The organism is Microbacterium sp., assembly GCF_017305435.1.
Taxonomy (GTDB): Bacteria; Actinomycetota; Actinomycetes; order Actinomycetales; family Microbacteriaceae; genus Microbacterium.
In genome coordinates this window covers 108,061-131,342 of record NZ_JAFKIP010000006.1, presented here as the reverse complement: position 1 = coordinate 131,342, position 23,282 = coordinate 108,061, and the positions used below count along the sequence as shown (strand labels likewise).

The window sequence follows — 23,282 nt, the reverse complement described above, 5'->3', positions numbered from 1 at the left end:
CCTAGTAGACCGTCGAAGGCGTCTCTTCGACGGCGAGGTCGGCGGGATCGGGGTCATCGGGCCCGGGGAGCGGCGCGGGGCCTTCGCGCACGGTCTTGAAGATGAGACCGAACTCGACGATCGCGAGCGCCAGGTAGATGAGAGTGAAGGCGATGAGCGAGATGAGCACCGTCCACCCCGGCACGTTGGGGGAGACCCCGTCCTGAGTGAGCATGAGCCCGAAGACGATCCACGGCTGACGGCCCATCTCGGTGAAGATCCAGCCGACGAGGATGCCGAGGAGGGCGAGCGGCGCCTGCCAGATCGCGATCTTCCACATCCAACCGGCGACGGGACGCTTCGCGCCCTTGCGGGTGACCCACAGCCCCACGACCGCGATCGCCGTCGCGAGCACGCCGAAGCCCATCATCCAGCGGAACGCCCAGTAGGTGACCCAGAGGATCGGGGCGAAGTTGCCGCCGACCTGGTCGGCGAACTGCGGGAACATCTCGTTCGTGTAGAGCGCGTTGAGATCGTTGATGCCTTCGACGCAGCCGTTGAAGTCGTGCGTGGAGAGGAAGGCGAGGGCGTACGGCACGCGCAGCGACCAGACCTCGCCGGTGCCGTCGGGCGTCCCGATCGAGAACAGCGAGAACGAGGCATCCGGCCCGCACGCCGTATTGAACAGCGCTTCGGCGGCGGCCATCTTCATCGGCTGGGTCTGCACCATCACGAGGCCGAGCTGGTCACCGGAGAGGAAGACGCACACGAAGCCGATGATCATGCCCCACAGACCGAATTTCAGGGCGGGGCGCATCGTCTCGTCATGCTGCTTGCGGGACAGGTGCCAGGCCGCTGCGGCGATCATCACGCCGGCGGAGAACATGAGCGCGGCGGAGATCGTGTGCGGGAACTGCGTGAGGGCGACGGGGTTGGTGAGCACCGCCCAGAAGTCGGCCATCTCGGCGCGGTGCCCCTCGGTGGACATCTGGTAGCCCTTGGGGTTCTGCATGAACGCGTTCGCGGCGAGGATGAAGTAGGCCGAGAGCCAGGTGCCGACGACCGTGATCCAGATCGTCGCGAGATGGACGCGGCGCGGCAGCTTGTTCCAGCCGAAGATCCACAGTCCGATGAACGTCGCCTCGAAGAAGAAGGCCATGAGGCCCTCGAAGGCGAGCGGAGCGCCGAACACGTCGCCGACGAAGCGGCTGTAGCTCGACCAGTTCATGCCGAACTGGAACTCCTGCACGATGCCGGTGACGATGCCCATCGCGAAGTTGATCAGGAAGATCTTCCCGAAGAAGCGCGTCAGGTGCAGCCACTTCACATCGCCGGTGCGGTGCCAGATCGTCTGGAAGATCGCGACGAACAACGACATCCCGAGCGTGAGCGGCACGAAGATGAAGTGGTACAGGGTGGTGAGGCCGAACTGCCAGCGTGCGAGCAGGAGCGGGTCCAAGAAGTCCATCGCAGTCCTTCCCCGGAGGTGGGTCTTCCTTGTGACTGAAGGTACACAGGTCTTTCTCAGCGCAGGAGGGGGTGGGCCGTGAATAAACCCATGCGCAGGTTCTGGGAGGTCAGGCCTTCTGCGACGCGTGCAGCAGCTGGACGATGCACTCGCGCGGGTCGCACGATGAGCGCATGCCGTCGACCGACAGCGGACCGTCGGCCGAGCTGAGCACGCTCTGCATGATGCTCAGGTGCACGCTACAGAGGGTCTCCCGGTGGGATGCCTGCGACGACGCGTGCGCGCACGGCGTGAGCTCCACCGTCAGCTCGCTCTCGTCGACGACGGGGTCGAACCCCGCCCCTTCGAGGTCTTCGACGAGTGCGTCAATCTGGTGGAGTGCGGCGGTGTCGAGCTCGGGAGCGGATCCGGGAAGGACGCGGCGCATCAGGTCGCCGCGTTCGGCGGCGTCGCGTGCTTTGCGCCGCTGGACGGGACTGCAAGCCGTGACGCCGTCACTCGCGGAGTAGAGCACGCGCGGACGGCCGCGCGTCGTGCGGTGTTCGGTCTCTGAGACGACGTAGCCGTCGTCCATGAGGCGCTGCAGGTGCTCGCGCACGGTGTTGGGGTGGAGTTTCGTGGCCGAGACGAGCTCGGAGACGGTGCGATTCGGACGATCCTGTACGAGGTGCAGGATCTCGACGCGTGAGTAGCTGGATATGGCGCTGTAGCCCGCCGGGCGACCTGTGGTCATACCACTATTATTCACGGCTTTCCCCTTTCGCGCCAGTGGTCTGATCAGGTGTCTCGGAAAGCACCGTTCGTGCGCTCACCGGGCGCTCACTCTCCGTGGTCTAGTGTCACCTCATGTACATCTGGGAGCTGCAGATCATCGGCGGCCCCTTTCCCGTCATCGTGTACTCCGTGGCGGCGGTGCTGCTCGTCGTCCTCCTCGCGCGGCGATGGCGGCTGCGCTCGGTTCAGGCCGCGATCATCGGGGCCGCGCTGGGGGCGGGCGCCGCGACGATCGCCGTCCTCGTCGCGAACCTCACGAAGGCGTTCGGCGACGACCTGCCCGACTTCGTGCTGTGGTGGAGCGCGGGGGCGCTGGCCCTCGTCGGGTTCGCCCTCGGCGGCATCGTCGGCGCCCGCGTGTGGCGTGCGGTCGTGTCCGTCGTCGCGGCGATCGCGTTCGCGCTGGCCGGGGCGGTCGCGATCAATGCGACGTTCGGCCTCGATCCGACGCTCGGCTCGGTGTTCGGCCTGCCCGATCGCCCGCCGATCACGCTCCCGACGCCGCCCGCCGAGTTGCAGGGTGCACCGGCGCAGCCGTTGTCGGCGACCTGGACGGCTCCCGAAGGGATGCCGGCGAAAGGCCAGCGCGGCAGCGCCGTCATCCCGGGGACGGCGTCGGGGTTCGACGCGCGCCCCGCCGGGGTGTACCTGCCTCCCGCCGCTCTCGTCCCGAACGCCCCCGCGCTTCCTCTCGTCATCATGATGATGGGGCACCCGGGCAACCCCGACCCGACCGTGATCAGCGACGTGCTGGATGCCGCGGCATCCCAGCACGACGGCCTCGCGCCGATCGTGATCGTCGCCGACCAGCTGGGGGCTTCGGGCGCCGACACGGCGTGCGCCGATTCTGCGGCCTACGGCAACGCCCGCACGTACGTGAGTGTGGACGTCGTGGCGTGGGCGAAGGCGAACCTGAACATCATCGACGATCCGGCCTACTGGACGATCGCGGGCTACTCCAACGGGGGCGGGTGTGCGCTCACGTTCGGGGTGCGCTCGCCGCAGCTGTGGAAGAACATCCTGAGCGTGTCGGGCGAGCCGTACGGCGGGTCGGAGCAGGTCGAGAACATCACCAAGATCATCTACGGCGGCTCGGCGGCGGCATTCGAGGCATCCAAGCCGGTGAACATCATGGCCGCGGCGCCCGCGGGCACGTTCCAGGGGATGACCGCGATCTTCACGGCAGGGGCCGACGATCCCGAGTACATCGCGGCGGCGGACGGCGTCGCCGCGGCGGCGAAGAGCGTCGGGATGACCGTCGTGCGCTACGACGTTCCCGGCGCGGGGCATACGGGCGACGCTCTCAAGGGCGGCCTGATCGAAGGATTCGCCGTCCTGTATCCATTGCTGGGGCTCTCGACGGGTTGAGCGGGTGAGCGGCGCCCGGCCCGTGCACAACTCCTTCGATCCGTGCGGCGTGGCGCCGGAGAACCGCGTGTTTCCGGGGGAGGCCGGCGTGGCCTGCGCCGATTCGAAGGAGTTATGAACGGCCACGCGCTGACCGTTCGGCGCCGTACGCTGGGTGGGTGAGTGCCGACGCGATCGCGGAGTTCTGGCAGCGGTGCCGAGCGGATGTGGCCGGCCTGCCCGAGGAGACGCCTTCGGCATGGGCGTTCGGCGCGACGCGCGAGCACGCCGACGGACTACTGGAGCTCGTCCTCGCGGGGACGAAGACGGCGACGGCGTCCTCCGTGTGGGATTACGAGTTCTCGGGCGATGCGCTGCCGCAGGCCGGCGAACTGAGCATCATCCTCGACGGCATGGGTGCGCCGCGCGCGCTCATCGAGACGACCGATGTCGTCGTCGTGCCGTTCGACGAGGTGGCGGCGGCCCACGCATTCGCCGAGGGCGAGCGCGACCGCACGCTCTCGTCGTGGCGGGAGGTCCACAAGCGGTATTGGACCGAGCACTCCGAGGGGCCGCGCGGCTACGAACCGGACATGCCCGTCGTATGCGAATCTTTCCGACTGATCGTGGGCGGCGACGGATCGTCGTGACGGCGGCGCTCCCCGGCCGCCACGGCGCCGAGCCAGACCTCGACGTCGCCCGGTGTCCGCAGACGCACGATCGTGAGGGAAGGGTGCTCCACGCGGAGCGCCGCGACCCGAGGTGCGTAGGTCCGCCGAGTCGACCAGGACCACCGGACGATGTGCTCAGAGTCGGTGAAGAAGGCCCACAGCGGCCCCTCGAGGTTGCCGTTCCACAGCTCCTCGCGTCGCCACCGGCGGCGCACCGTGCGCCGCACGACCTGCGGCAGGGTCACCCGGAGGTAGGGCAGATCGAGCCACACCAGGAGGTCGGCGCGCTCGGCGAGCAGAGGGCGGGCGTCGGAGTACTGCCATTCCGTGATCCACGCGTCGCGCGCGATGAGGGCGCGCACGTCGTCTGCGAACGACGCACGCGGTGTCCAGTCCGGGCCGTGGAAGAGCGCGTCGATCTCGGTGTGCGGGATGTCCAGGATGCCGGATAGTCGCCGTGCGAGTGTCGTCTTCCCGACACCTGATACGCCCGCGACGAGGATCCGTCGCGGGCGTATCGGAAGGGGGTCTCGCGCGCCGAGCATGACGCGGAGTCTACTTCTCGGTGTTCGGCTTCCATCCGAGGGCGGGCGCGACGTGCTTCGCGAACTCCTCGACGATGTGCAGGTTGAACGCGACGCCGAGTTGGCTCGGGATCGTCAGCATGAGGGTGTCGGCGCTCATGACGGCGGCATCCTGCTGCAGCTGCTCGACGAGGACGTCGGGGGATGCCGCGTAGGTCTTGCCGAACGTCGAGCGGAAGCCGTCGATGTAGCCGATCCCGTCGCCCTCCTGGCTGTGCCCGAAGTAGAGCTCGTCCTCGGCGGTCGTGATGGGGAACACCGAACGGCTCACCGACACGCGCGGCGTGCCGGTGTGCCCGGCCTCGTTCCACGCCGTCCGGAAGCGGTCGATCTGCTCGGCCTGCAGGATGTCGAACGGGCGCCCGTCGGCCTCGGTGACGAGGGTCGACGACATGAGATTGAGGCCCATCCGGCCCGCCCACTCGGCGGTGTCGCGGGACCCTGCGCCCCACCAGATGCGATCGCGCAGCCCCGCGGACTGCGGCTCGATGCGCTGCAGCCCGTTGCCGCCGCCGAACGGGGAGTTCGGGTCGCGTTCGGCGATGCCCTCGCCTCCGATCGCGCGCCAGAACAGGTCGAAGTGCTCGCGTGCGAGGTCGGCGCCGCGCGGGTCCTCAGCGGTGTAGCCGAACTTCTCGTACCCGCGCACGACCGTCTCGGGTGACCCGCGGCTGACGCCCAGCGCCAGTCGCCCGTCGGAGATGAGGTCGACGGCCGCGGCCTCCTCGGCGAGGTACAGCGGGTTCTCGTAGCGCATGTCGACGACGCCCGTGCCCATCTCGATGCGCTCGGTCTTCGCGGCGATCGCCGCGAGCAGCGGCATGGGGGAGGCCTGCTGACGCGCGAAATGGTGCACGCGGAAGTAGACGCCGTTCGCGCCCAGTTCGTCCATCCCCTGGGCGAGGTCGATCGCCTGGTGGAGCGAGTCTCCGGCGGTCAGCTCGCGCCCGCCGCCGAGCGGTCCGTAGTGTCCGAACGAGAGTGTTCCGAAGCGTTGCATGATGACTGCAACCGTACGCCCGAGCGTTCCATTCCCGTGAATGGATGCCGCGGCATCCGGATGCCTGCACACAGTCGCACTCGGCCGAGTTTCGGTCTCCTCAAGCGCCCGAAGCTCTCGCGAATCGAGTTTCGGTCGCTTTACGCGCCCGAAACTCCGCGGGCGTGGCGCGCGTCAGCGCGCCGGTGGACGCAGGCCGGTCTCGATGACGATGCGGCCGCCCGTGATGACGCCCGGGCCGTCGCGCGGCGTCGGTGCGGGAGCGGGCGTGATCTGCTCGGCCTCCCAGACGGCCTGCGCCTCAGCGGCGGTGGGGCGCCAGACCTCGTCGAAACCGAATGAGCCGCCCGAAGGGCGCGAGATCGACTCGCCACGGCGCCGCCTGCGCGCGGTGTCCCACGCGTACCAGACGAAGTACACGGGCAGCGCGATGAGGGAGAAGAGGAAGACCCACATCACCGCCGCACCGAACATGACGTGATTGTACGCGGCGGGGAATGCGCCGGGGCGTGCCGTGCTTGGATCGGAGTATGACCCGCATCGGCACGAGCGACCTCGACGTCTTCCCCCTCGCCCTCGGCGGCAACGTGTTCGGCTGGACGGCCGACCGTGACGCCTCCTTCGCCATCCTCGACGCGTTCCACGCCGGCGGCGGCAACTTCATCGACACGGCCGACTCGTACAGCGCCTGGGTGCCCGGCCACGAAGGCGGCGAGAGCGAGCGCATCCTCGGCGCGTGGCTCGCGAGCCGGCATCACACGGGCCTGACGGTCGCGACGAAGGTCAGCCAGCATCCCCAGTTCAAGGGACTGGCCGCGGCGAACGTGCGGGCAGCGGCCGAGGCATCCCTCGAGCGCCTCGGCGTCGAGTCGATCGACCTCTACTACGCGCACTTCGACGACGCCGAGACGCCGCTGGAAGAGACCGTCGCCGCCTTCGGGCAGCTCGTCTCCGACGGTCTCGTGCGGTACACGGCGGTGTCGAACTACTCCGCCGATCGGATCCGCGAGTGGGTGCGCATCGCGCGGGACCTCGGCGTCTCGGAGCCCGTCGCGATCCAGCCGCACTACAACCTCGTCCACCGCGAGACCGAGAACGACATCGTCCCGGTCGCGGAGGAGCTGGGGCTCTCGCTCGTACCGTACTTCTCGCTCGCGAAGGGGTTCCTCACCGGCAAGTACCGGTCGACCGAGCCGGAGGATCAGGCGTCGCCGCGCGCCGGCCAGGCCGCGACGTACGCGACGCCGCAGGGGCTGCAGATCCTCGAGGTGCTGGAGCGCGTCGGCGATGCGCACGGCGTCTCGATCGCGGCGACGGCCCTTGCGTGGCTGCGCGCGAAGCCGACGGTCGTCGCCCCCATCGCGTCGGCGTCGAAGCTCGCCCAGGTGCCGGACCTCCTCGCGGGCGCGACGACGGAGCTCACGGCGGCCGAGGTCGCCGACCTCGACGAGGTCTCGGAGTGGACCCCCGCCGACATGTGACGGCGGTGGTGACGGCGGGGCGTCGGCGCCTGGCAGGATGACCCCATGCCCGACGCCTACACCCACGGTCATCACGAGAGCGTGCTGCGCTCGCACCGCTGGCGCACCGCCGAGAACTCCGCCGCCTACCTTCTCCCGCTCCTGACGCCGGGGACGTCGGTCCTCGATGTCGGCGCGGGGCCGGGGACCATCACGCTCGACCTCGCGGCTCGGGTCGCGCCCGGAGCGGTGCGCGGTGTGGACGCCTCGCCCGACGTCGTCGCGCAGGCCGAGGCCGACCGTGCGGCAGCGGGCGCGTCGACCGTGTCGTACGCGGTCGACGACGCGTACGCGCTGGACTCCGCCGACGATGAGTGGGACGTCGTACACGCCCACCAGGTGCTGCAGCATCTCGCCCGTCCGGTCGACGCGCTCCGGGAGTTCCGCCGCGTCGTGACGCCGGAGGGCGTCGTCGCGGCGCGCGACGTCGACTACGAGGGCGTCATCTGGTGGCCGCGGCTGCCGGGTCTGGATGAGTGGCTCGAGGTCTATCTCGCGGCGCACCGCGCGACGAGCGGCGAACCAGCCGCGGGGCGGCGGTTGAAGGCGTGGGCGCAGGAAGCCGGCTTCGCCGATGTGCGCGCCTCCGCGTCGGTATGGCTCTACGAATCCCCGGCCGAAAGGGCGTGGTGGGGCGGGATGTGGGCCGATCGCGCGCTGCAGTCCGCGTTCGCGGACGTCGTCGTGGGGCAGGGGATCGCCGACCGGGCCGCGCTCGAGCGCATCAGCGCCGCGTGGCGGGAGTGGGCGGTCGCCGAGGATGGCTGGATCCTGCTGCCCCACGGCGAGATCCTCGCTCGCGGCTGAGGGCCGCGGGAGCACCCGGGGTCAGGGGGCGAGTCGCTCGATCGCGGCGATGAAGGCGTCGAGGTCGAAGGCGAACTGCTCGGCGCCGTAGTTGTCGACGCGCGCGTCGACGAGCTCACGCAGCGCCACGTACCCCTCCCGCTCCGTCGCGAGCGCGACACGCAGATCCTCGACCTGGGGATGGCCGCCGGCGCGGCTGCCGATCACGGCATCCTGCGCGAATCCGCGGCAGATCGTGACGAGCAGGTGCAGCGCGCGGCTGACCGTCACCGGTTCGAAGCCGGCGGCGAGCATGCGCGCCGCGATGACGTCGGCGGGGCCCGCGATCGCGAGGTCGCGCGGGCTCGTGAAGCGGAAGTAGGGCAACCACTGCCCGATGTCGACGAGACTGTGCCACATGTTGTCGGCGTAGGCCCGGCACGCGCTCTGCCACGTCTCGCCCAGGTCGACCTCGTCGGCCGAGAAGCGGCGGCGGAAGGCATCGATCGCGAGCAGCTCGAGGAGGCTCTCGCGGTCGGTCACGTGATGGTTGAGCGCCTTGCGGTCGACGCCGAGAGCCGTCGCGACGCCCTGCATCGTGACGTCGACAGGATCGAGCCCGCGCGCGGCATCGACGATCGCCGCCTGGTCCAGGCCCGCGCGCGCGCCGCGGCGACGACGCGGCGCGGGGCGGGGATCGGACATGGTGACGACTCTAATGCGGATCCACTATTATTTCCCGCACGGGAATAAAAGTTCCCGATCGGGAATTGAACCTGATGAGCCCGCCCGGGGCTCGCTAAGGAGCTCACCATGTCAGAGACGACACCACTCACCGCCGCCAGCACGATCGGGGCCTGGCTCGACAGCGAGGTCGGCGGACCTCTCGTCCGGGGCCTGCTCGCCGCATCCGGTGCGTCGGAGGAGACCCTCGCGCCGTTGCGCGGGCTTCCCCTCCAGCAGCTCGTCGCGCTCAGTCAGGGGCAGATGCCCCAGTCGGTCGTCGACGACCTCGTTCTGAAGGCGAACAACGGCGTCATGCCGGCGGATGCCGCGCCGTCGGGCTGGGTCGAGAAGATCACCGCCGGGCGCTTCGCCGGCAAGACCGTCGTCGTGACGGGGGCCGCAAGCGGCATCGGTCGTGCGACCGCCGCGCGTGTCGCCCGTGAAGGCGGCCGCGTCGTCGCCGTCGACATCTCGGAGGAGAAGCTCGGCGAGTTCGCCGCATCCCTCCCGGAGGCGACGATCGTGACGGTCGCCGGCGACATCACGAAGCAGGAGTCGATCGACGCGATCGTGGCCGCGGCGGGGGAGCGCATCGACGGTCTCGCCAACGTCGCCGGCATCAACGACGACTTCTCGCCGTTGCACGAGACGACCGACGCCATGTGGGACCGCGTCATGGGCGTCAACGTCACGGGCGCGTTCAAGCTCACCCGCGCCGTTCTGCCCGCGATGATCGCCGCCGGCGCCGGGTCGATCGTGAACATCTCCTCCGAGGCAGGCCTGCGCGGCTCGGCGTCGGGCAACGCTTACACGACGAGCAAGCATGCCGTCATCGGCATGACCCGCTCCGCCGCGTTCATGTACGGTCCCGCGGGCATCCGTGTGAACGCCATCGCTCCGGGAGGCGTCGCCACCGGCATCCCGTTCCCGCCGCACGTGTCCGAGGCGGGGTCGGCGCGGCTGCACCCGTTCCAGGCATCCATCCCGACGCTCGCGACGGCGGAGGAGCTCGCGGCATCCATCACCTTCCTCCTCTCGGACGACGGCGTGAACCTCAACGGCGTCGTGCTGCCGAGCGACGGCGGGTGGTCGGTGCAGTAACGGGATGCGCGTGTCGGCGGTCACGCGTAGCGTTCTGCGCATGACCGCCGACACGTCCGTCCACCGCCTCACGCGCGACGAGGCGCGGCGTCTCGCCGTTCGTGCGCAGCTCCTCGACGCGGAGCGACCGGGCGATGTCGTCGAGGTCGCCGAGCAGCTCGGCGCGATCAAGATCGACCCCACGGCAACGATCACGACAGCGGAGCACGCCGCCCTGTGGAGCCGCATCGGCTGGGCATACGAACCGGGCCAGCTGCGCAAGGCGGTGGAGCAGGATCGGCTGCTGTTCGAGTCCGACGGGCACTTCCACGCGGCATCCCTTCTGCCTGCGCATCTCGCGCGCATGCGGGCCCGGGTCTTCCGCGAGCGCGCGGCGACGTGGATGGCGGCGAACGAGCGATTCCGCCGCGACGTCCTCGCTCGCCTCCGGGCCGAAGGGCCGATGCTCGCGGCGCAGATCCCCGACACGAGCCAGGTCGCGCACCACGACGAGGCCGGCTGGTACGGCCCCAATCAAGTGCCGCGCATGCTCGATCTGCTCGCCTACATCGGCGAGGTCGGGATCGTCGGGCGCGAGGGGCGGCAGCGCGTGTGGGACATCGGAGATCGGGTCTACGCGGGGGTTCCCGAGTTGGATGCCGAGGACGCGGCCCGGGTGCTCGAGCGCCGCCGCCTGCAGGCCGCGGGCATCGCGCGGCAGAAATCGCCGTGGACGCCCGTCGGCATGGCCGGCGAGCCGGCTGTCGTCGAGGGCTCGGCCTGGAAGTGGCGCGTCGATCCGGACGCGCTCGCGGGGCTCGACGACGACCCGGGAGGGCGCGTCGCGATCCTGAACCCGTACGACGGGGCCCTCTTCGATCGGCCGCGGCTGAAGGAGCTCTTCGGCTTCGAGTTCATCCTCGAGCAGTTCAAGCCGAAGGCGCAGCGGGTCTACGGGTACTTCGCGCATCCGATCCTCGTCGGCGACCGGTTCGCGGCGCTCCTCGATGCGCAGCTCGACAAGAAGAAGGAGAACCTCGTCGTCACCGCGGTGCACGAGCGGGACGAGCTCGGAGGAGGCCTCGACCCCGAGGAGCGCGAGATGGTCGATGCCGAGATCCGCGATCTCGCGGACTGGCTCGGGGTGCCCGTGGTCTTTCCCGGCGACCGCTGACCGCGTCCGCTGACCGGCTTCCTTCTAGGCACTCTCCTCGCCCGGCGCGAGGGCGAGGGCCACCTGCTCGTCCGTCGTGAGGGGCGTGCGCGTGATGATCTCGTGCAGGAAGGCGAGCTTGCGCTGCACGGGCTGCGTGATCGTGAACGGGTAGAGGTCGCCGAGGCCCATCGAGCGGTTCACGCGGTTGAAGCCCTGCGACAGCGCCGCCCAGTCGGCGAGGACGCGCCCGACCGGCTCGTCGCGGTAGTCGTCGCGCGGTACGACGTCGATGTCGCGCAGCGTCGAGACGCCGGCATCCAGCCGGATGCCGATCGCGGCGGCGGTCTGGAGCGTACCGACGATGTGGAGGTAGTGCGCGAAGGTCTCGGCGAAGTCCTCCCACGGGTGCATCGTGGCGTACTCCGAGATGAACGAGTCCTGCCACGACTCCGGGGCGCCCACGGCGTAGTGGCGCTTCAACGCCTCCTGATAGCTCGCCCGCTCGTCGCCGAACAGGTCGCGGCAGCGCGCCCAGGTCTCGTCGTCCTGGATGAGGACATTCTGGTAGTAGTGCCCGATCTCGTGCCGCAGGTGCCCGAGGATCGTCCGGTAGGGCTCGCCGAGCTTCACGCGCACGGCTTCGCGGACGTCGTCGAGGCTCTCCGCCAGGTCGATCGTGATGATCCCGTTCGCGTGCCCGATGATGACCTTCCGCCCGTCCGAGCGGCTCGACAGGAGGTCGAAGCCGAGGCCGCCCGGCGTCGTGTACCAGGGAACGATCGGGAGCCCGAGGTCGCCGACCTGCAGGAGGAGGCGGCGCTTGGCCTCTTCGACCTTCGCGAGCTTCTCGAGGGCGATCGTGTCGTCCTGATCGGGGCGGGTGCGGGTGAGGCGGCACGAGATGCAGCGGCCGGCCGGCGCGTCGTCGCGGACGAGCCAATTGCATCCCCACTCGCGTTCGGAGCAGGCGAACCACGTCCCGTCGTCACCGGTCGCGCGCCCGTCGCGCAGCGCGACGAACACGCGGTCGATGACCTGCATGCCCATCTCGGTGCCGCATTCGGGGCAGACGAGCGTGTCGAGGTAGACGAAGCGGCGGCAGGAGGGGCAGCGCGGGGTGGAGCTCACCGGATCACCGTACCGGCTGGCGTCACACGACGACACGCGATTCGCGTCCGCGAGGCCGCGCGGGCGACGATGAGATCCCGCGTGAGCGCGGACGGCGCGAGCGCGCGCGGAGGGTCTTCAGGAGGTAGGGCGATGAGCCGACGAGGGTTTTCGACACGTCAGGTGCACCAGGGCGTTGCAGTATCCGTGCCGGCATCCGCCACGGGGTCCGCCCCGACCGCACGTGTGACGCCCATCTACCTGACCGCGGGCTTCGAGTTCGACGAGTACGCGGCGGCCGGCGCGCACTTCGGAGCGGGGGAGGGTTACGCCTACACCCGCATCGGCAACCCCACGATCGACGCCGTCGAGCACACGCTCGCTGCACTCGAGGGCGGGTCGCAGGCTCTTCTGCTCGCGAGCGGCCAGGCGGCGACGACCGTCGCGCTCCTCGCGCTCGTCGAGGCGGGTGGACACATCGTGTCCTCGACGCACATCTACGAGGGCACGCGGGGTCTCCTGCGCGACAACATCGCCCGGCTCGGCATCGACACGACCTTCGTCGACGCGATCGACGACGTGGATGCCTGGGAGGCGGCGATCCGCCCGGAGACACGGGCGCTCTTCGCCGAGTCGATCTCGAACGCCACCAACCGGCTCCTGGACATCCCCGCGATCGCTGAAGTGGCCCGACGCCACGGCATCCCGCTCGTCATCGACAACACGTTCGCGACGCCGTATCTGCTGCGGCCGATCGAGCTCGGCGCCGACGTCGTCGTCCACTCGGCGAGCAAGTTCCTCGCCGGGCACGGGAGCGTCCTCGGCGGCGCGATCGTCGACAGCGGCCGCTTCGACGCCGAGCGCTCCGGCGCGCTCTATCCCCACCTCGTGGCGCCCGGCCGCGGTCCCGGTGGCGTGCCGGGTCCCAGCATCGCCGAGCGCACGGGCGGCGACGCCCGCATCGCCTACGCACGCGAGAGCGTCGCCCCGCGGTTCGGGCCGACGCCGTCGCCGCTGAACGCCTTCCTCATCGGGCAGGGCATCGAGACGCTGAGCCTGCGCGTGGAGCGGCAGAGCGCGAACGCGCTCGCCGTCGCGCAGTGGCTCGCCGCGCGCCCCGAAGTCGCCTCCGTCGACTACGCCGGGCTGCCCGCGCACCGCGACCACGCCCTCGCGGTGCGCGACCTCGCGGCGGGGTTCGGCTCGGTCTTCACCTTCACGCTCCGCGGCGACGCCGATACGGCGCAGCGCTTCGTCGAGGCCCTCGAGGTCTTCACGCACATGACGCACTTGGGTGACGTGCGCTCGCTCGTGCTGCACCCGGCGACGACGTCGCACGCCTTCCTCACCGACGCCGAGCGCCGCGCCCTGGGCGTCGAGCCGGGGACGCTCCGCGTGTCGATCGGCATCGAGGACGTCGCGGACCTCCTGGGCGACCTGTCCGCCGCCCTCGACGTCGCCGTCGACGCGCCCGTCGCCGTGGTCGCGTGAGCGCCAGGCCGCAGCACTTCGGCTGGTTCCTCGCGCGCGGGTTCGGCCCGCACGGGTGGGGCCATCCGTACCTCGACTGGGACTACGACTGGACACGCCCCGACCTCTATCAGCAGTCCGCGCGCGAGCTCGAGCAGGCGGGGTTCGACTTCCTCCTGATCGAGGATGCCCCGTCGCTCGGCTCGCCCGCGACGATCGACCTGCGCGTGCGGCACGCGTTCGGCGGCCCCAAGCACGACCCGCTGCTGCTCGCGCCGTACCTGTTCCAGGCGACACGGCACCTCGGCGTCATTCCCACCGTCAACCCCGCCGCCACCCTCCCATACACGGCGGCGCGTCAGTTCGCGACGCTGCAGCACTTGAGCGCGGGCCGTCTCGGGCTCAACGTCGTCACCGACACCGGGAGCGCGCGCCACTTCGGCGATGCGCCCGCGCTCGGCCACGACGCGGCCTACGACCGGGCGGAAGAGTGGCTCGCCGGCATCCGCGCGCTCTGGTCGTCGTGGGGAGCCGGTGCGCTCGTCCGCGACGCGGCATCCGGCGTCTACGCCGACGGCACGCGCCTGGATGCCACGGTGCACCGCGGTGAGCACTTCGCGTTCGACGGGCCGCTCAACGCCATCCCGTTCGACGAGGTGGGGCTGGGGGAGCCGGTCATCGCGTCGCCCGGAGGCTCGGGCCGCGGGCTCGCCTTCGCCGGTGCGAACTCCGACATCCAGCTCGCGCTGGCGCCGCTGCACGAGCAGAGCGTGCGCGACTACCGTGCGCGGATCCACGCGGCGGCGGCGGAGCGCGGGCGCCGCGCGGAGGACATCCGCATCATGTTCGCGATCCAACCCGTCATCGTGGCGTCGCGTGAGGAGGCGGATCGGGTGGTCGCCGCATCGGCGCACCCCACCGACGAGACGCTGCGTCAGATCGCCCAGCGTCAGTCGAGCGACCTGGAGACCGATCTGACGGGCCTCGATCTCGATGCGCCCCTTCCCGACTCCTTCTTCGCCGAGCATGTCTCGCAGGGCTCGCTGCGCCGTCTGACCGGCGACCGCGACCCACGGACGACGCCGCTGCGCGCCCACCTCGGCGCGCTCGCGAAGCTCGGCCGGATCTCCGACCGTTCGGGGTTCGTCGGCACCGCAGAGGAGTTCGCCGACCTCGTCGAAGAGCTCGGCGAGTGGGGGAACGACGGGGTGCTGCTGTGGGGCGACCTGCATCCCGCGACGGTGCATCGCACCCTCGACGAGCTCGTGCCGATCCTGCGCCGGCGCGGCATCCTGCGCCGGGAGTACACCGGCGCCGGCCTCCGGGCCGATCTGCGCGCCTTCTGAACCTGCGCCATCTGCGCTGCCTGAGCTGAGCGCCTTCGCCCGCGAGCGCTCATGCGAAGGCCCCGGCATCCCGCGTGAGCAGGATGCCGGGGCCTTCGTCGTGCGTCAGCTGAGGCCGTTCTCGCTCAGCCACGCCTTCGCGATGTCCTCCGGCGACTTCTGGTCCTGCGTGGACTGCACGTTGAGCGCCACGAGGCCTTCGGGGGTCAGGGCCGCGCTGACCTTGTTGATGACGGCGGCGGCATCCGTCGGGAACGACGCGCTCACGAGCGGCACGACGTGCGACGCGAGGAAGAGTCCCTTCGGGTCCTCCAGCGTGACGAGGTCCTTCGTCTTGATGTTGGGGTCGGCGCTGTAGACGTTCGCGACCTGGATGTTGCCCGCGACGAGCTCGTCGACCGTCGTGTCGGCCGTCGCCGAGAAGGTGACGTCGACGCCGTACTTCTCCTTGAGCCCGCTGGGGCCGTATGGGCGCTGCTCGAGTTCGGGGGCGCCGCCGAGGACGAGCGGAGAGATGCCCGCGAGGTCGCCGATGCTCTTCAGGTTGTGCTGGGCGGCGAAGGCCGCGGTCACGTTGTACGAGTCCTGGTCGGTGGCGGGCGACTGGTCGAGGACGGCGAGCCCATCGGGGAGCGCCTTCTCGAGCGCCGCGTAGACGTCGTCGGTCGTCGTGGCCGTCGTCGTCTTGTCGAAGTACTGGAGGAGGTTGCCCGTGTACTCCGGCGTGAGCTGGATCGTGCCGTCCTGGAGGGACGGGATGATCGCGTCGCGCTGGCCGATGTTGAACGTGCGCTCGACCGTGAAGCCGGCGCCCTCGAGGGCCTGTGCGTAGATCTCGGCGATGATCTCGTTGGAGTAGTAGGCCTGCGACCCGATCGTGATGGTGTCGGATGCCCCGGCAGAGCCCGAGCCGGTCGCGGCGGGCTCTTCCAGCGAGCCGCTGGACCCGCACGCGGTGAGCGCGAGGGCGGTGATCGTGAGGGCGCTCGCTGCGAGGGCGAGCCGCGAGGTGATGCGTGACATGGTGGGTGCCTTTCTGGATGCTGCGTGTGTGGTGCGGGGTCAGGAGGTGGCGGCGGCGACCCGCGCCGCGCCGGCGGCGCGAGGCGCGGGCGCGGCGGTGCGGGCGCGGACGCCGCGCGGGACGAGGAAGCGCTGCACGAGCGCGAAGAAGCCGTCGAGGACCAGTGCGAGCGCGACGACGAGGATCGATGCCCCCAGGATCTGCGCCGTGTCGCGCAGCTGGATGCCTTGGATGATGTAGAAGCCGAGGCCGCCGAGCCCCACATACGTGGCGATCGTGACCGTCGCGACGACCTGGAGGGTGGCGGAGCGGATGCCGCCGATGAGGAGCGGAAGACCGAGGGGGACCTCGACCTTCCAGAGCACCTGCCACGGCGTCATGCCGACGGCGCGCGCCGCGGAGACCACGGCCCGGTCGATCGCCTCGAACCCGGCGTACGCCCCCGCGAGGATCGAGGGGATCGCGAGGATCACGAACGCGACGACGGCCGCCTGGCTCTTGTAGACGACGCCGACGAGGAGGTAGAGGAGGACGACGAGGCCGAGCGTCGGGATCGCGCGGGCCGCGCCCGACAGGGCGACGGCGAATTCGCGCCCGCGGCCGGTGTGTCCGATCGCCCAGCCGGCGGGGATCGCGATGAGCGCGGCGAGGAGCACGGAACCGAACGTGAACGCGAGGTGCTGCCCGATCGCGACGGGCAGGGGCAGCGATCCGGTGAGCCGGTCGGGCGAGAAGATCCATGCGAAGGCGTCGAGGAAGAGGTTCACGCGGCCGCCTCCACCGCGAGGCGGCGAAGCGCCCGCCGTTCGGCGCGGCTGCCCTCGCGCTTGGGCACCCACGGCATGAGGGCGCGACCGGCCCACACGAGGAGCAGGTCGATGATGAGCGAGATGACGACGACCAGCACGACGCCCGTGAGCACCTCGGGGATGATCCGCCGCTGCAGACCGTTCGTGAAGAGGTACCCGAGGTTCTGGACGCCGATCAGGATGCCGACGGTCGCGAGCGCGATCGTCGACGTCGCCGTGACGCGGAGCCCCGCGAGCAGGACGGGGCCGGAGAGGGGCAGGTCGACCGTCCAGAACCGCCGCCACGGTCCGTAGCCGACGGCGACGGCGGCCTCGCGGGTCGTGGCATCCACGGAGTCGAGCCCATCGGTCACCGAGCGGGTCATGATCGCGACGCCGTAGATCGTGAGTGCGATGACGAGGTTCGTCTCGGAGAGATAGGGGATGCCGAAGACCGCCCAGAGCAGAGCGAACAGGCCGAGCGAGGGGATCGTGTACAGGAGCCCGATCGTCGTCAGCACGGAGCCGCGCAGCCGCGTGTAGCGCCACGCCAGCCAGCCGAGCGGCAGCGCGATGACGAAGGCCAAGGCGATAGCGATCGTGCTCTGCCGCAGATGATCGAGCGTGAGTGAGCCGATGAGCCCGAGGTTGTCGAGGACCCAGTTCACGGCGCGCTGCCCGAGCGATTTGCAGCGACGGCGCCGGCGCCGAGGTGCTCTCCGACGGATCCCGCATCGGCGGGGGCATCGACCAGCACGCCCTGCGTGCGACCCGCGGCATCCACGAGGACCGTGCCGCGCGGCGTGCGCTTGGTGTGCAGGGCGCGCGCGCCCCGATCGACGCCGACGAACTCTGCGACGAAGTCGCTCGCCGGGTTCTCGACGATCTCGTCGGGGGTGCCGACCTGTGCGATCTTCGCGCCCTTCTCGAGGATGACGACCTGATCGCCGAGCAGGAACGCCTCGTCGATGTCGTGCGTCACGAACACGACGGTCTTCTCCAGGTCGCGCTGCAGACGCCGCGTCTCGGTCTGCAGTTCGCTCCGGACGATCGGGTCGACCGCGCCGAACGGCTCGTCCATGAGGAGGATGTTGGGATCGGCGGCCAGGCCGCGTGCGACGCCGACGCGCTGCTGCTGGCCACCGGAGAGCTGGCGCGGGTAGCGCTCCGCGAGCGCGCGATCGAGTCCCACGATGTCGAGCAGCTCGAGCGCGCGGGCGCGGGCCTGCTTCTTCGGGACGCCGTTCAGGCGCGGAACGGTCGCGACGTTGTCGACGACGGTGAAGTGGGGGAGGAGCCCCGCGTTCTGCAGCACATAGCCGATGCCGCGGCGCAGCCTCACCGGATCGCGCTGCTGGATGGGCTCGTCGTCGATGAGGATCTCGCCGCTCGTCGGCTCGATGAGGCGGTTGATCATGCGCAGGAGCGTCGTCTTGCCGCACCCCGACGAGCCGACGAAGACGGTCGTCTTGTGCGCCGGCAGCACGAGGCTGAAATCGTCGACGGCTGTGGTGCCGTCGGCGAAGCTCTTCGTGACGGAGCGGAACTCGATCGCCATGCGTCCTCCGGGTGGGTGTGCTCCACCCAACCACACCCCTCCGACATCCCGAAGGGGGGTGGCACACGGCGTCACACTCGGGTAGAGGTGACACATGCAGAAGGACGAGTACGACCTCATCGTGATCGGGGCGGGGCCCGTCGGCGAGAACGTCGCCGATCGGGCCGTGCAGGGTGGTCTCTCGGCGGTGATCGTCGAGAGCGAGCTCGTCGGCGGCGAGTGCTCCTATTGGGCGTGCATGCCGTCCAAGACGCTCCTGCGCCCCGCCGCCGCACTGCAGGCGGCGCGAGCCGTGCCCGGCGCCGCGGCGGCGGTCCGCGGCGGCGTGGATGTCGCTGCGGCTCTGCGCTCGCGGGATCGGATCGTGCACGAGTGGAGCGACGACGGTCAGGTGGAATGGCTCGCGGGTGCGGGGATCGACCTCGTGCGCGGCCACGCCCGCCTCGACGGCGAGCGCGCCGTGCGCGTCACCGCGCCGGACGGATCGGAGCGCGTGCTGCGCGCGCGTCACGCCGTCGCCGTCTGCACGGGGTCGGCCGCTCTGATGCCGGAGATTCCCGGCCTCGCCGACGCGGCGCCCTGGACGAGTCGTGAGGCGACGGCGGTGCAGGAGGTGCCGGCATCCCTCGCGATCCTCGGCGGCGGCGTCGTCGCGTGCGAGCTCGCGACGGCGTACGCCTCATTCGGCACGCAGGTCACCGTGATCGCGCGCTCGTCGCTCCTCGGCGCGGTCGAACCGTTCGCGAGCGACGCCGTCACGACCGCGCTGCGCGAGGCGGGGGTCGACGTGCGGCTGCGCACCGCAGCGACGGCGGTGCGTCGCGAGGGCGGCGAGGTCGTCGTGACGCTCGGCGGAGGCGGCGGAGACAGCGAAGAGCTGCGGGCGGCGGAGCTCCTCGTCGCGACGGGGCGCGTGCCGCGCACCGAAGACCTGGGCCTCGAGACCGTCGGTCTGCGCGCCGGGGCGTGGCTGGACGTCGACGACACGCTGCGCGTGCGCGGCAGCGAGTGGCTCTACGCCGTGGGCGACGTGAACCACCGCGCGCTCCTCACGCATCAGGGCAAGTACCAGGCGCGCGCGGCCGGTGACGTCATCGCGGCGCGGGCGCGGACCGGTGAGAAGCCTGGCGCGGCGGACGAGCGCCCCTGGGGGGCGCACGTCGCGACGGCGGACCATCGCGCCGTCCCGCAGGTCGTGTTCACGAGTCCGCAGGTCGCCTCCGTCGGCCCGACGCTGGCACAGGCCGAGGCTGCCGGGGTGCGCGTGCGCGCGCTCGACGTCGACCTCGCGCAGATCGCGGGTGCCGCGACGTACGCCGAGGGCTATGCCGGCACCGCGCGGGCGCTCGTCGACCTCGACCGCGGCGTCATCGTCGGCGGCACCCTCGTCGGCCCCGACGTCGCGGAGATGCTGCACGCCCTCACGATCGCCGTCGTCGGCGAAGTCCCCCTCGAGCAGCTGTGGCACGCCGTTCCCGCCTACCCGACCGTGAGCGAGCTGTGGCTGCGCTGGCTGGAAGCCTTCGGGCGACCGCAGTGAGCGGCATCCGTCTCTCGTCGTCGATGCGCTTCACGGCGAACTCACGGTATCGGTGAGCATCGAACGATATATCGTTGAGTATCGTTCACTTCGAGGAAGGGTCGTCATGAACAACGGATACGGCGGTCAGGGTTTCGGCGGTATGGGCTTCGGCGGCAGCGGCGACGGCAAGGGCGTGTTCGGCGGCCAGGGGATGAATGACATCTTCGACGCGCTCGGACAGTTCGGCCAGAAACTCGAGCAGCGCTTCGACCTGCCCCGCTTCGACATGAAGGCCGGGTCGCGGATGGGGCGCGGTGATGTGCGCGTCGCGATCCTCGCGATCCTCGCCGAGCAGCCCCTTCACGGCTACCAGATCATCCAGCAGATCGAGGAGCGCTCGGGAGGCGCGTGGAAGCCGAGCCCCGGTTCGGTGTACCCGACTCTGCAGCTGCTCACCGACGAGGGCATCGTCGACGTCGAGGAGGAGAGCGGGCGCAAGACCTACTCGCTCACCGAGGCCGGGCGCGCGGAAGCCGCCGACAAGCCCGCGCCGTGGCGCGCGAGCGAAACCACCGCAGGGGATGCCGGCGCCGCGCCGGGCGCGTCCCGCCACGACGGCCCCGGGTTCGGTGCCCTCTCGAAGTCCGGTGCGAACCTCGCCCAGGCGGCGATGCAGGTCGGCCGCACGGGAACGCCCGAGCAGGTGCAGCAGGCGATCGACATCCTCGACGACGCGCGCCGACGGCTCTACGCGATCCTCGCCGAGGGCTGAGCGGGATGCCGCCGGGCGACGCCCCCTCTTCCGCTCCCGCCCCATCCCGCGCTCGCTACAACCGGATCATCCGGTTCGCGACGGGGGTCATGATCCAGGCGTGGTGGTTCGAGCTCGTCCTGCCGCGCATCGGGCTCCGCCGCGTCGCCGAGCGCACGCGCGCTCGGCGATCGCAGCGGATCGCCACCCGGTTCCGCGTTCTGGCCGTCGACCTCGGCGGCCTCATGATCAAGGTCGGGCAGTTCCTGTCCGCGCGCCTGGACGTCCTGCCGCCCGAGGTCACCAGTGAGCTCGAGCAGTTGCAGGACGAGGTGCCGGCGGTGCCGTTCGTCGAGATCCGCGCGCTCGCCGAGGCGGAGCTCGGAGTCCCGCTGGACCGTGCGTACGCGTGGTTCGACGAGGTGCCGGTCGCGGCGGCATCCCTCGGCCAGGCGCACCGCGCGCGGCTCGCGGACGGCGACGAGCAGATCGCGGGGTTCGCAGAGGTCGTCGTCAAGGTGCAGCGGCCGGGCATCGACCGGATCGTCGAGACCGACCTCGCCGCGCTCCGCACGATCGGGGCGCGCCTGAGCCGCATCGGCTTCGTCGCGGATCGCGTCGACGCGCCCGCTCTCGTCGAGGAGTTCGCAGCGACCAGTCGCGAGGAGATCGACTACCTGCACGAGGGCGTGAACGCGGAACGGTTCGCCGAGACCTTCGCTGACGGGGCGCGCGTGGCGGCGCCCGTCGTCGTGTGGGAGCGGACCACGCGCCGCGTGCTGACGCTGTCGGATGTCACCGCGATCAAGCTCAACGACGTCGCGGCGCTGCGGGCGGCGGGGATCGACCCGCGCGAGGTCGCCCAGGCGTTCGCGGGCGCGATGTTCGATCAACTGTTCGGCGCGGGATTCTTCCACGCCGATCCGCACCCCGGCAACGTCTTCGTCACGCCGCACGCGCCGGACGGGAGCGGCCGCACGTGGACGCTCACCTTCATCGACTTCGGGATGATGGGACAGGTCCCGGAGGGGCTCCGCGACGGCCTGCGGAAGATCGTCATCGCAGTTGCCGCGCGGGACGGCACGGGCCTCGTCGACGGCATCCAGCGCATCGGCGTGCTGCTGCCGGGCGCGGACACGAGCGAGCTCGAGCGCGCCCTCACGGCGCTGTTCGCGCGATTCGGCGGCATGGCGTTCGGCGAGCTGCAGAACATCGACCCGCGCGAGTTCCGCACCTTCGCCGACGACTTCGGCGCGGCGATGCGCGAGCTCCCGGTGCAGCTGCCGGAGAACTTCCTGCTGATCACGCGGGCCGTCTCGCTCACGTCGGGGGTGTGCAGCGCGCTCGACCCCGCGTTCAACGTGTGGGAGGCGATCGATCCGTACGCTCAGCGGCTGCTGCGCGAGGAGAGTCGCAACGTCGTGACGGATGCCGCGAAGAGCGCGCTCGGCTACGCCTCGACTCTCCTGGGGCTGCCGCCGAAGCTCGATGTCGTCGCCGACAAGATCGACCGCGGGGCGCTGTCGGTCGCGACCCCCGAGATCGACCGGCGGTTCGATCGGCTGGAAGCCCTCGTCCGCCGGACGATCGCCGCAGTCGTCTTCGCCGCGATGCTCGTCGGGGGAGCGCTGCTCCTGCCCGCGGCATCCGTCGTCGCCGTGATCCTGATGGGGGCGAGCATCGTGCCGCTCGCGTTCGTGCTCGCCCCCACCCGCTCCCGGGCGCTCAGGCGAGCGCGGCGCGCAGGCCCTCGGCGACCGGGGTCGTCGGGCGGCCGATGAGGCGCGACAGCGTGCCGTCCGTGTCGGCGAGGACGCCTGCGCGGATGCCGTCGTCCATGCTCGCGACGAACTCCGCCGTCCCGGCATCCAGACCCGCGGACTGCAGACCGGCGACGTACTCGTCGTGCGTGAGCCGCACATACGCGACATCGCGGCCGAGCACCTCGGCGGCCGCGGCCGCGAGGTCGTCGTAGGTGAGGCTGGCGTCACCGGCGAGCTCGTACACCTGGCCGATGTGACCGTCCTCGGTGAGGACGACGGCGGCGGCTTCGGCGTAGTCCCGGCGGCTCGCGGCGGCGACGCGGCCGTCGCCCACGGATGCCGCGATGACGCCCGACTCCGCGGCGCGCTGCACATCGCCGACGTAGTTCTCGGTGTACCAGTCGTTGCGGAGGATCACGGTCGGCAGACCGCTCGCGGCCAGGGCCTCCTCGGTCTGCTTGTGCTCGGCTCCGAGCGGCCAGTCGAAGCTCGTCGCCTTCGAGACGCTCGTGTAGACGAACTGCGCGACGCCCGCCTGGACGGCCGCATCGATGACGTTCTTGTGCCCCGCATAGCGCGTGCCGGGCTCGGATGCCGAGATCAGCAGAACGCGATCGACGCCCTCGAGCGCCGCGGCGATCGTCGCCGGGTCGTCGTAGTCGAGGTGAGCGGTGCGGACGCCGCGGCCGTGCAGGTCGTCGAGCTTCGCGATGGTGCGGGCGCCGGCGACGATGTCCGAGGCGGCGACGCCGCGGGCGAGCAGGGCGTCGACGACGAGGTGGCCGAGGTGCCCTCCGGCACCGGTGACGAGAATGGTCATGAGTGGTCCTTTCGATCGGTTCCACGAGGGGCAACGCGCGCT

Annotated in this window: 23 protein-coding genes; 11 read left to right on the top strand and 12 right to left on the bottom strand. The window is 70.7% G+C overall.

Annotation, left to right across the window (positions count from 1 at the left end; genetic code table 11):
• Position 1 precedes the first annotated feature (1 nt).
• Positions 2–1,447: a cytochrome ubiquinol oxidase subunit I gene (locus J0I43_RS11360; RefSeq protein WP_292863608.1), complete on the bottom strand. Its 1,446-nt coding sequence runs from the start codon at positions 1,445–1,447 to the stop codon at positions 2–4.
• 109 nt (positions 1,448–1,556) lie between these two features.
• Positions 1,557–2,180, bottom strand: a complete 624-nt coding sequence (locus tag J0I43_RS11355) for an ArsR family transcriptional regulator (protein WP_292863605.1) — start codon at positions 2,178–2,180, stop codon at positions 1,557–1,559.
• A gap of 113 nt (positions 2,181–2,293) precedes the next feature.
• Here J0I43_RS11355 and J0I43_RS11350 point away from each other — a divergent pair, with 113 nt between their 5' ends.
• Both J0I43_RS11350 and J0I43_RS11345 read left to right on the top strand, forming a co-directional pair.
• Positions 2,294–3,589, top strand: coding sequence for an alpha/beta hydrolase-fold protein (locus J0I43_RS11350; RefSeq protein WP_292863602.1), 1,296 nt, complete (start codon positions 2,294–2,296; stop codon positions 3,587–3,589).
• A 158-nt stretch (positions 3,590–3,747) separates the two neighbouring features.
• Positions 3,748–4,218, top strand: a complete 471-nt coding sequence (locus J0I43_RS11345; protein WP_292863599.1) for an ASCH domain-containing protein — start codon at positions 3,748–3,750, stop codon at positions 4,216–4,218.
• Here J0I43_RS11345 and J0I43_RS11340 read toward each other — a convergent pair.
• From J0I43_RS11340 to J0I43_RS11330, 3 genes are all read right to left on the bottom strand, one after another.
• Entirely contained in the window at positions 4,149–4,784 is a 636-nt protein-coding gene (locus J0I43_RS11340) for an AAA family ATPase (protein WP_292863596.1), read from the bottom strand. The two genes, J0I43_RS11345 and J0I43_RS11340, sit on opposite strands and share 70 nt — an antisense overlap.
• Before the next feature lie 10 nt (positions 4,785–4,794).
• A complete protein-coding gene (locus J0I43_RS11335) occupies positions 4,795–5,823 on the bottom strand; it encodes an LLM class flavin-dependent oxidoreductase (protein WP_292863593.1) in 1,029 nt (342 codons plus the stop codon).
• A 174-nt stretch (positions 5,824–5,997) separates the two neighbouring features.
• Positions 5,998–6,297: a hypothetical protein gene (locus J0I43_RS11330; RefSeq protein ID WP_292863590.1), complete on the bottom strand. Its 300-nt coding sequence runs from the start codon at positions 6,295–6,297 to the stop codon at positions 5,998–6,000.
• A gap of 56 nt (positions 6,298–6,353) precedes the next feature.
• On the opposite strand from J0I43_RS11330, the gene J0I43_RS11325 reads away from it, so the two are divergent.
• Both J0I43_RS11325 and J0I43_RS11320 read left to right on the top strand, forming a co-directional pair.
• A complete protein-coding gene (locus J0I43_RS11325; RefSeq protein ID WP_292863587.1) occupies positions 6,354–7,304 on the top strand; it encodes an aldo/keto reductase in 951 nt (316 codons plus the stop codon).
• A 45-nt stretch (positions 7,305–7,349) separates the two neighbouring features.
• Positions 7,350–8,150, top strand: a complete 801-nt coding sequence (locus J0I43_RS11320; protein ID WP_292863584.1) for a methyltransferase domain-containing protein — start codon at positions 7,350–7,352, stop codon at positions 8,148–8,150.
• A gap of 21 nt (positions 8,151–8,171) precedes the next feature.
• Here the strand turns inward: J0I43_RS11320 and J0I43_RS11315 are convergent, their stop codons facing one another.
• Positions 8,172–8,834 carry a hypothetical protein gene (locus tag J0I43_RS11315; RefSeq protein ID WP_292863581.1) on the bottom strand — a complete coding sequence of 221 codons (663 nt, stop codon included), beginning with the start codon at positions 8,832–8,834 and terminating at the stop codon, positions 8,172–8,174.
• Positions 8,835–8,942: 108 nt separating this feature from the next.
• Between J0I43_RS11315 and J0I43_RS11310 the strand changes: the two genes are divergently transcribed.
• Both J0I43_RS11310 and J0I43_RS11305 read left to right on the top strand, forming a co-directional pair.
• Entirely contained in the window at positions 8,943–9,956 is a 1,014-nt protein-coding gene (locus J0I43_RS11310) for an SDR family NAD(P)-dependent oxidoreductase (RefSeq protein ID WP_292863578.1), read from the top strand.
• Between the two features lie 40 nt (positions 9,957–9,996).
• Positions 9,997–11,109, top strand: a complete 1,113-nt coding sequence (locus J0I43_RS11305) for a crosslink repair DNA glycosylase YcaQ family protein (protein ID WP_292863576.1) — start codon at positions 9,997–9,999, stop codon at positions 11,107–11,109.
• Between the two features lie 24 nt (positions 11,110–11,133).
• Here the strand turns inward: J0I43_RS11305 and J0I43_RS11300 are convergent, their stop codons facing one another.
• Positions 11,134–12,219, bottom strand: a complete 1,086-nt coding sequence (locus J0I43_RS11300; RefSeq protein WP_292863573.1) for a putative zinc-binding metallopeptidase — start codon at positions 12,217–12,219, stop codon at positions 11,134–11,136.
• A gap of 132 nt (positions 12,220–12,351) precedes the next feature.
• On the opposite strand from J0I43_RS11300, the gene J0I43_RS11295 reads away from it, so the two are divergent.
• Positions 12,352–13,689: an aminotransferase class I/II-fold pyridoxal phosphate-dependent enzyme gene (locus tag J0I43_RS11295; protein WP_292863570.1), complete on the top strand. Its 1,338-nt coding sequence runs from the start codon at positions 12,352–12,354 to the stop codon at positions 13,687–13,689.
• Complete coding sequence (locus J0I43_RS11290) at positions 13,686–15,014, top strand: LLM class flavin-dependent oxidoreductase (RefSeq protein ID WP_292863567.1); 1,329 nt, start codon at positions 13,686–13,688, stop codon at positions 15,012–15,014. Before J0I43_RS11295 ends, J0I43_RS11290 begins: the two co-directional genes overlap by 4 nt.
• A gap of 105 nt (positions 15,015–15,119) precedes the next feature.
• On the opposite strand, the gene J0I43_RS11285 is transcribed toward J0I43_RS11290, so the two are convergent.
• Genes J0I43_RS11285 through J0I43_RS11270 form a run of 4 tightly spaced genes read right to left on the bottom strand, consistent with a single transcriptional unit; the run spans position 15,120 to position 18,384 of the window.
• Entirely contained in the window at positions 15,120–16,037 is a 918-nt protein-coding gene (locus J0I43_RS11285) for an ABC transporter substrate-binding protein (RefSeq protein ID WP_292863564.1), read from the bottom strand.
• A gap of 39 nt (positions 16,038–16,076) precedes the next feature.
• Positions 16,077–16,805 (bottom strand): ABC transporter permease, encoded by a 729-nt coding sequence (locus J0I43_RS11280; protein ID WP_292863561.1) that lies wholly within the window; start codon positions 16,803–16,805, stop codon positions 16,077–16,079.
• Positions 16,802–17,494: an ABC transporter permease gene (locus tag J0I43_RS11275; protein ID WP_292863558.1), complete on the bottom strand. Its 693-nt coding sequence runs from the start codon at positions 17,492–17,494 to the stop codon at positions 16,802–16,804. The genes J0I43_RS11280 and J0I43_RS11275 overlap by 4 nt, the downstream gene beginning before the upstream one ends.
• Positions 17,491–18,384, bottom strand: coding sequence for an ABC transporter ATP-binding protein (locus J0I43_RS11270; protein ID WP_292863556.1), 894 nt, complete (start codon positions 18,382–18,384; stop codon positions 17,491–17,493). Before J0I43_RS11270 ends, J0I43_RS11275 begins: the two co-directional genes overlap by 4 nt.
• Positions 18,385–18,478: 94 nt before the next feature.
• On the opposite strand from J0I43_RS11270, the gene J0I43_RS11265 reads away from it, so the two are divergent.
• The 3 genes from J0I43_RS11265 to J0I43_RS11255 all read left to right on the top strand — a co-directional run bounded on the left by J0I43_RS11265 (position 18,479) and on the right by J0I43_RS11255 (position 22,438).
• On the top strand, positions 18,479–19,924 hold the full coding sequence (locus J0I43_RS11265; protein ID WP_292863554.1) for an NAD(P)/FAD-dependent oxidoreductase: 1,446 nt from the start codon (positions 18,479–18,481) through the stop codon (positions 19,922–19,924).
• Positions 19,925–20,030: 106 nt separating this feature from the next.
• Complete coding sequence (locus J0I43_RS11260; protein ID WP_292863551.1) at positions 20,031–20,678, top strand: PadR family transcriptional regulator; 648 nt, start codon at positions 20,031–20,033, stop codon at positions 20,676–20,678.
• Positions 20,679–20,683: 5 nt separating this feature from the next.
• Entirely contained in the window at positions 20,684–22,438 is a 1,755-nt protein-coding gene (locus tag J0I43_RS11255) for an AarF/UbiB family protein (RefSeq protein ID WP_292863548.1), read from the top strand.
• On the opposite strand, the gene J0I43_RS11250 is transcribed toward J0I43_RS11255, so the two are convergent.
• On the bottom strand, positions 22,383–23,240 hold the full coding sequence (locus J0I43_RS11250) for an SDR family oxidoreductase (RefSeq protein ID WP_292863545.1): 858 nt from the start codon (positions 23,238–23,240) through the stop codon (positions 22,383–22,385). The genes J0I43_RS11255 and J0I43_RS11250 overlap by 56 nt on opposite strands.
• Positions 23,241–23,282 lie beyond the last annotated feature (42 nt).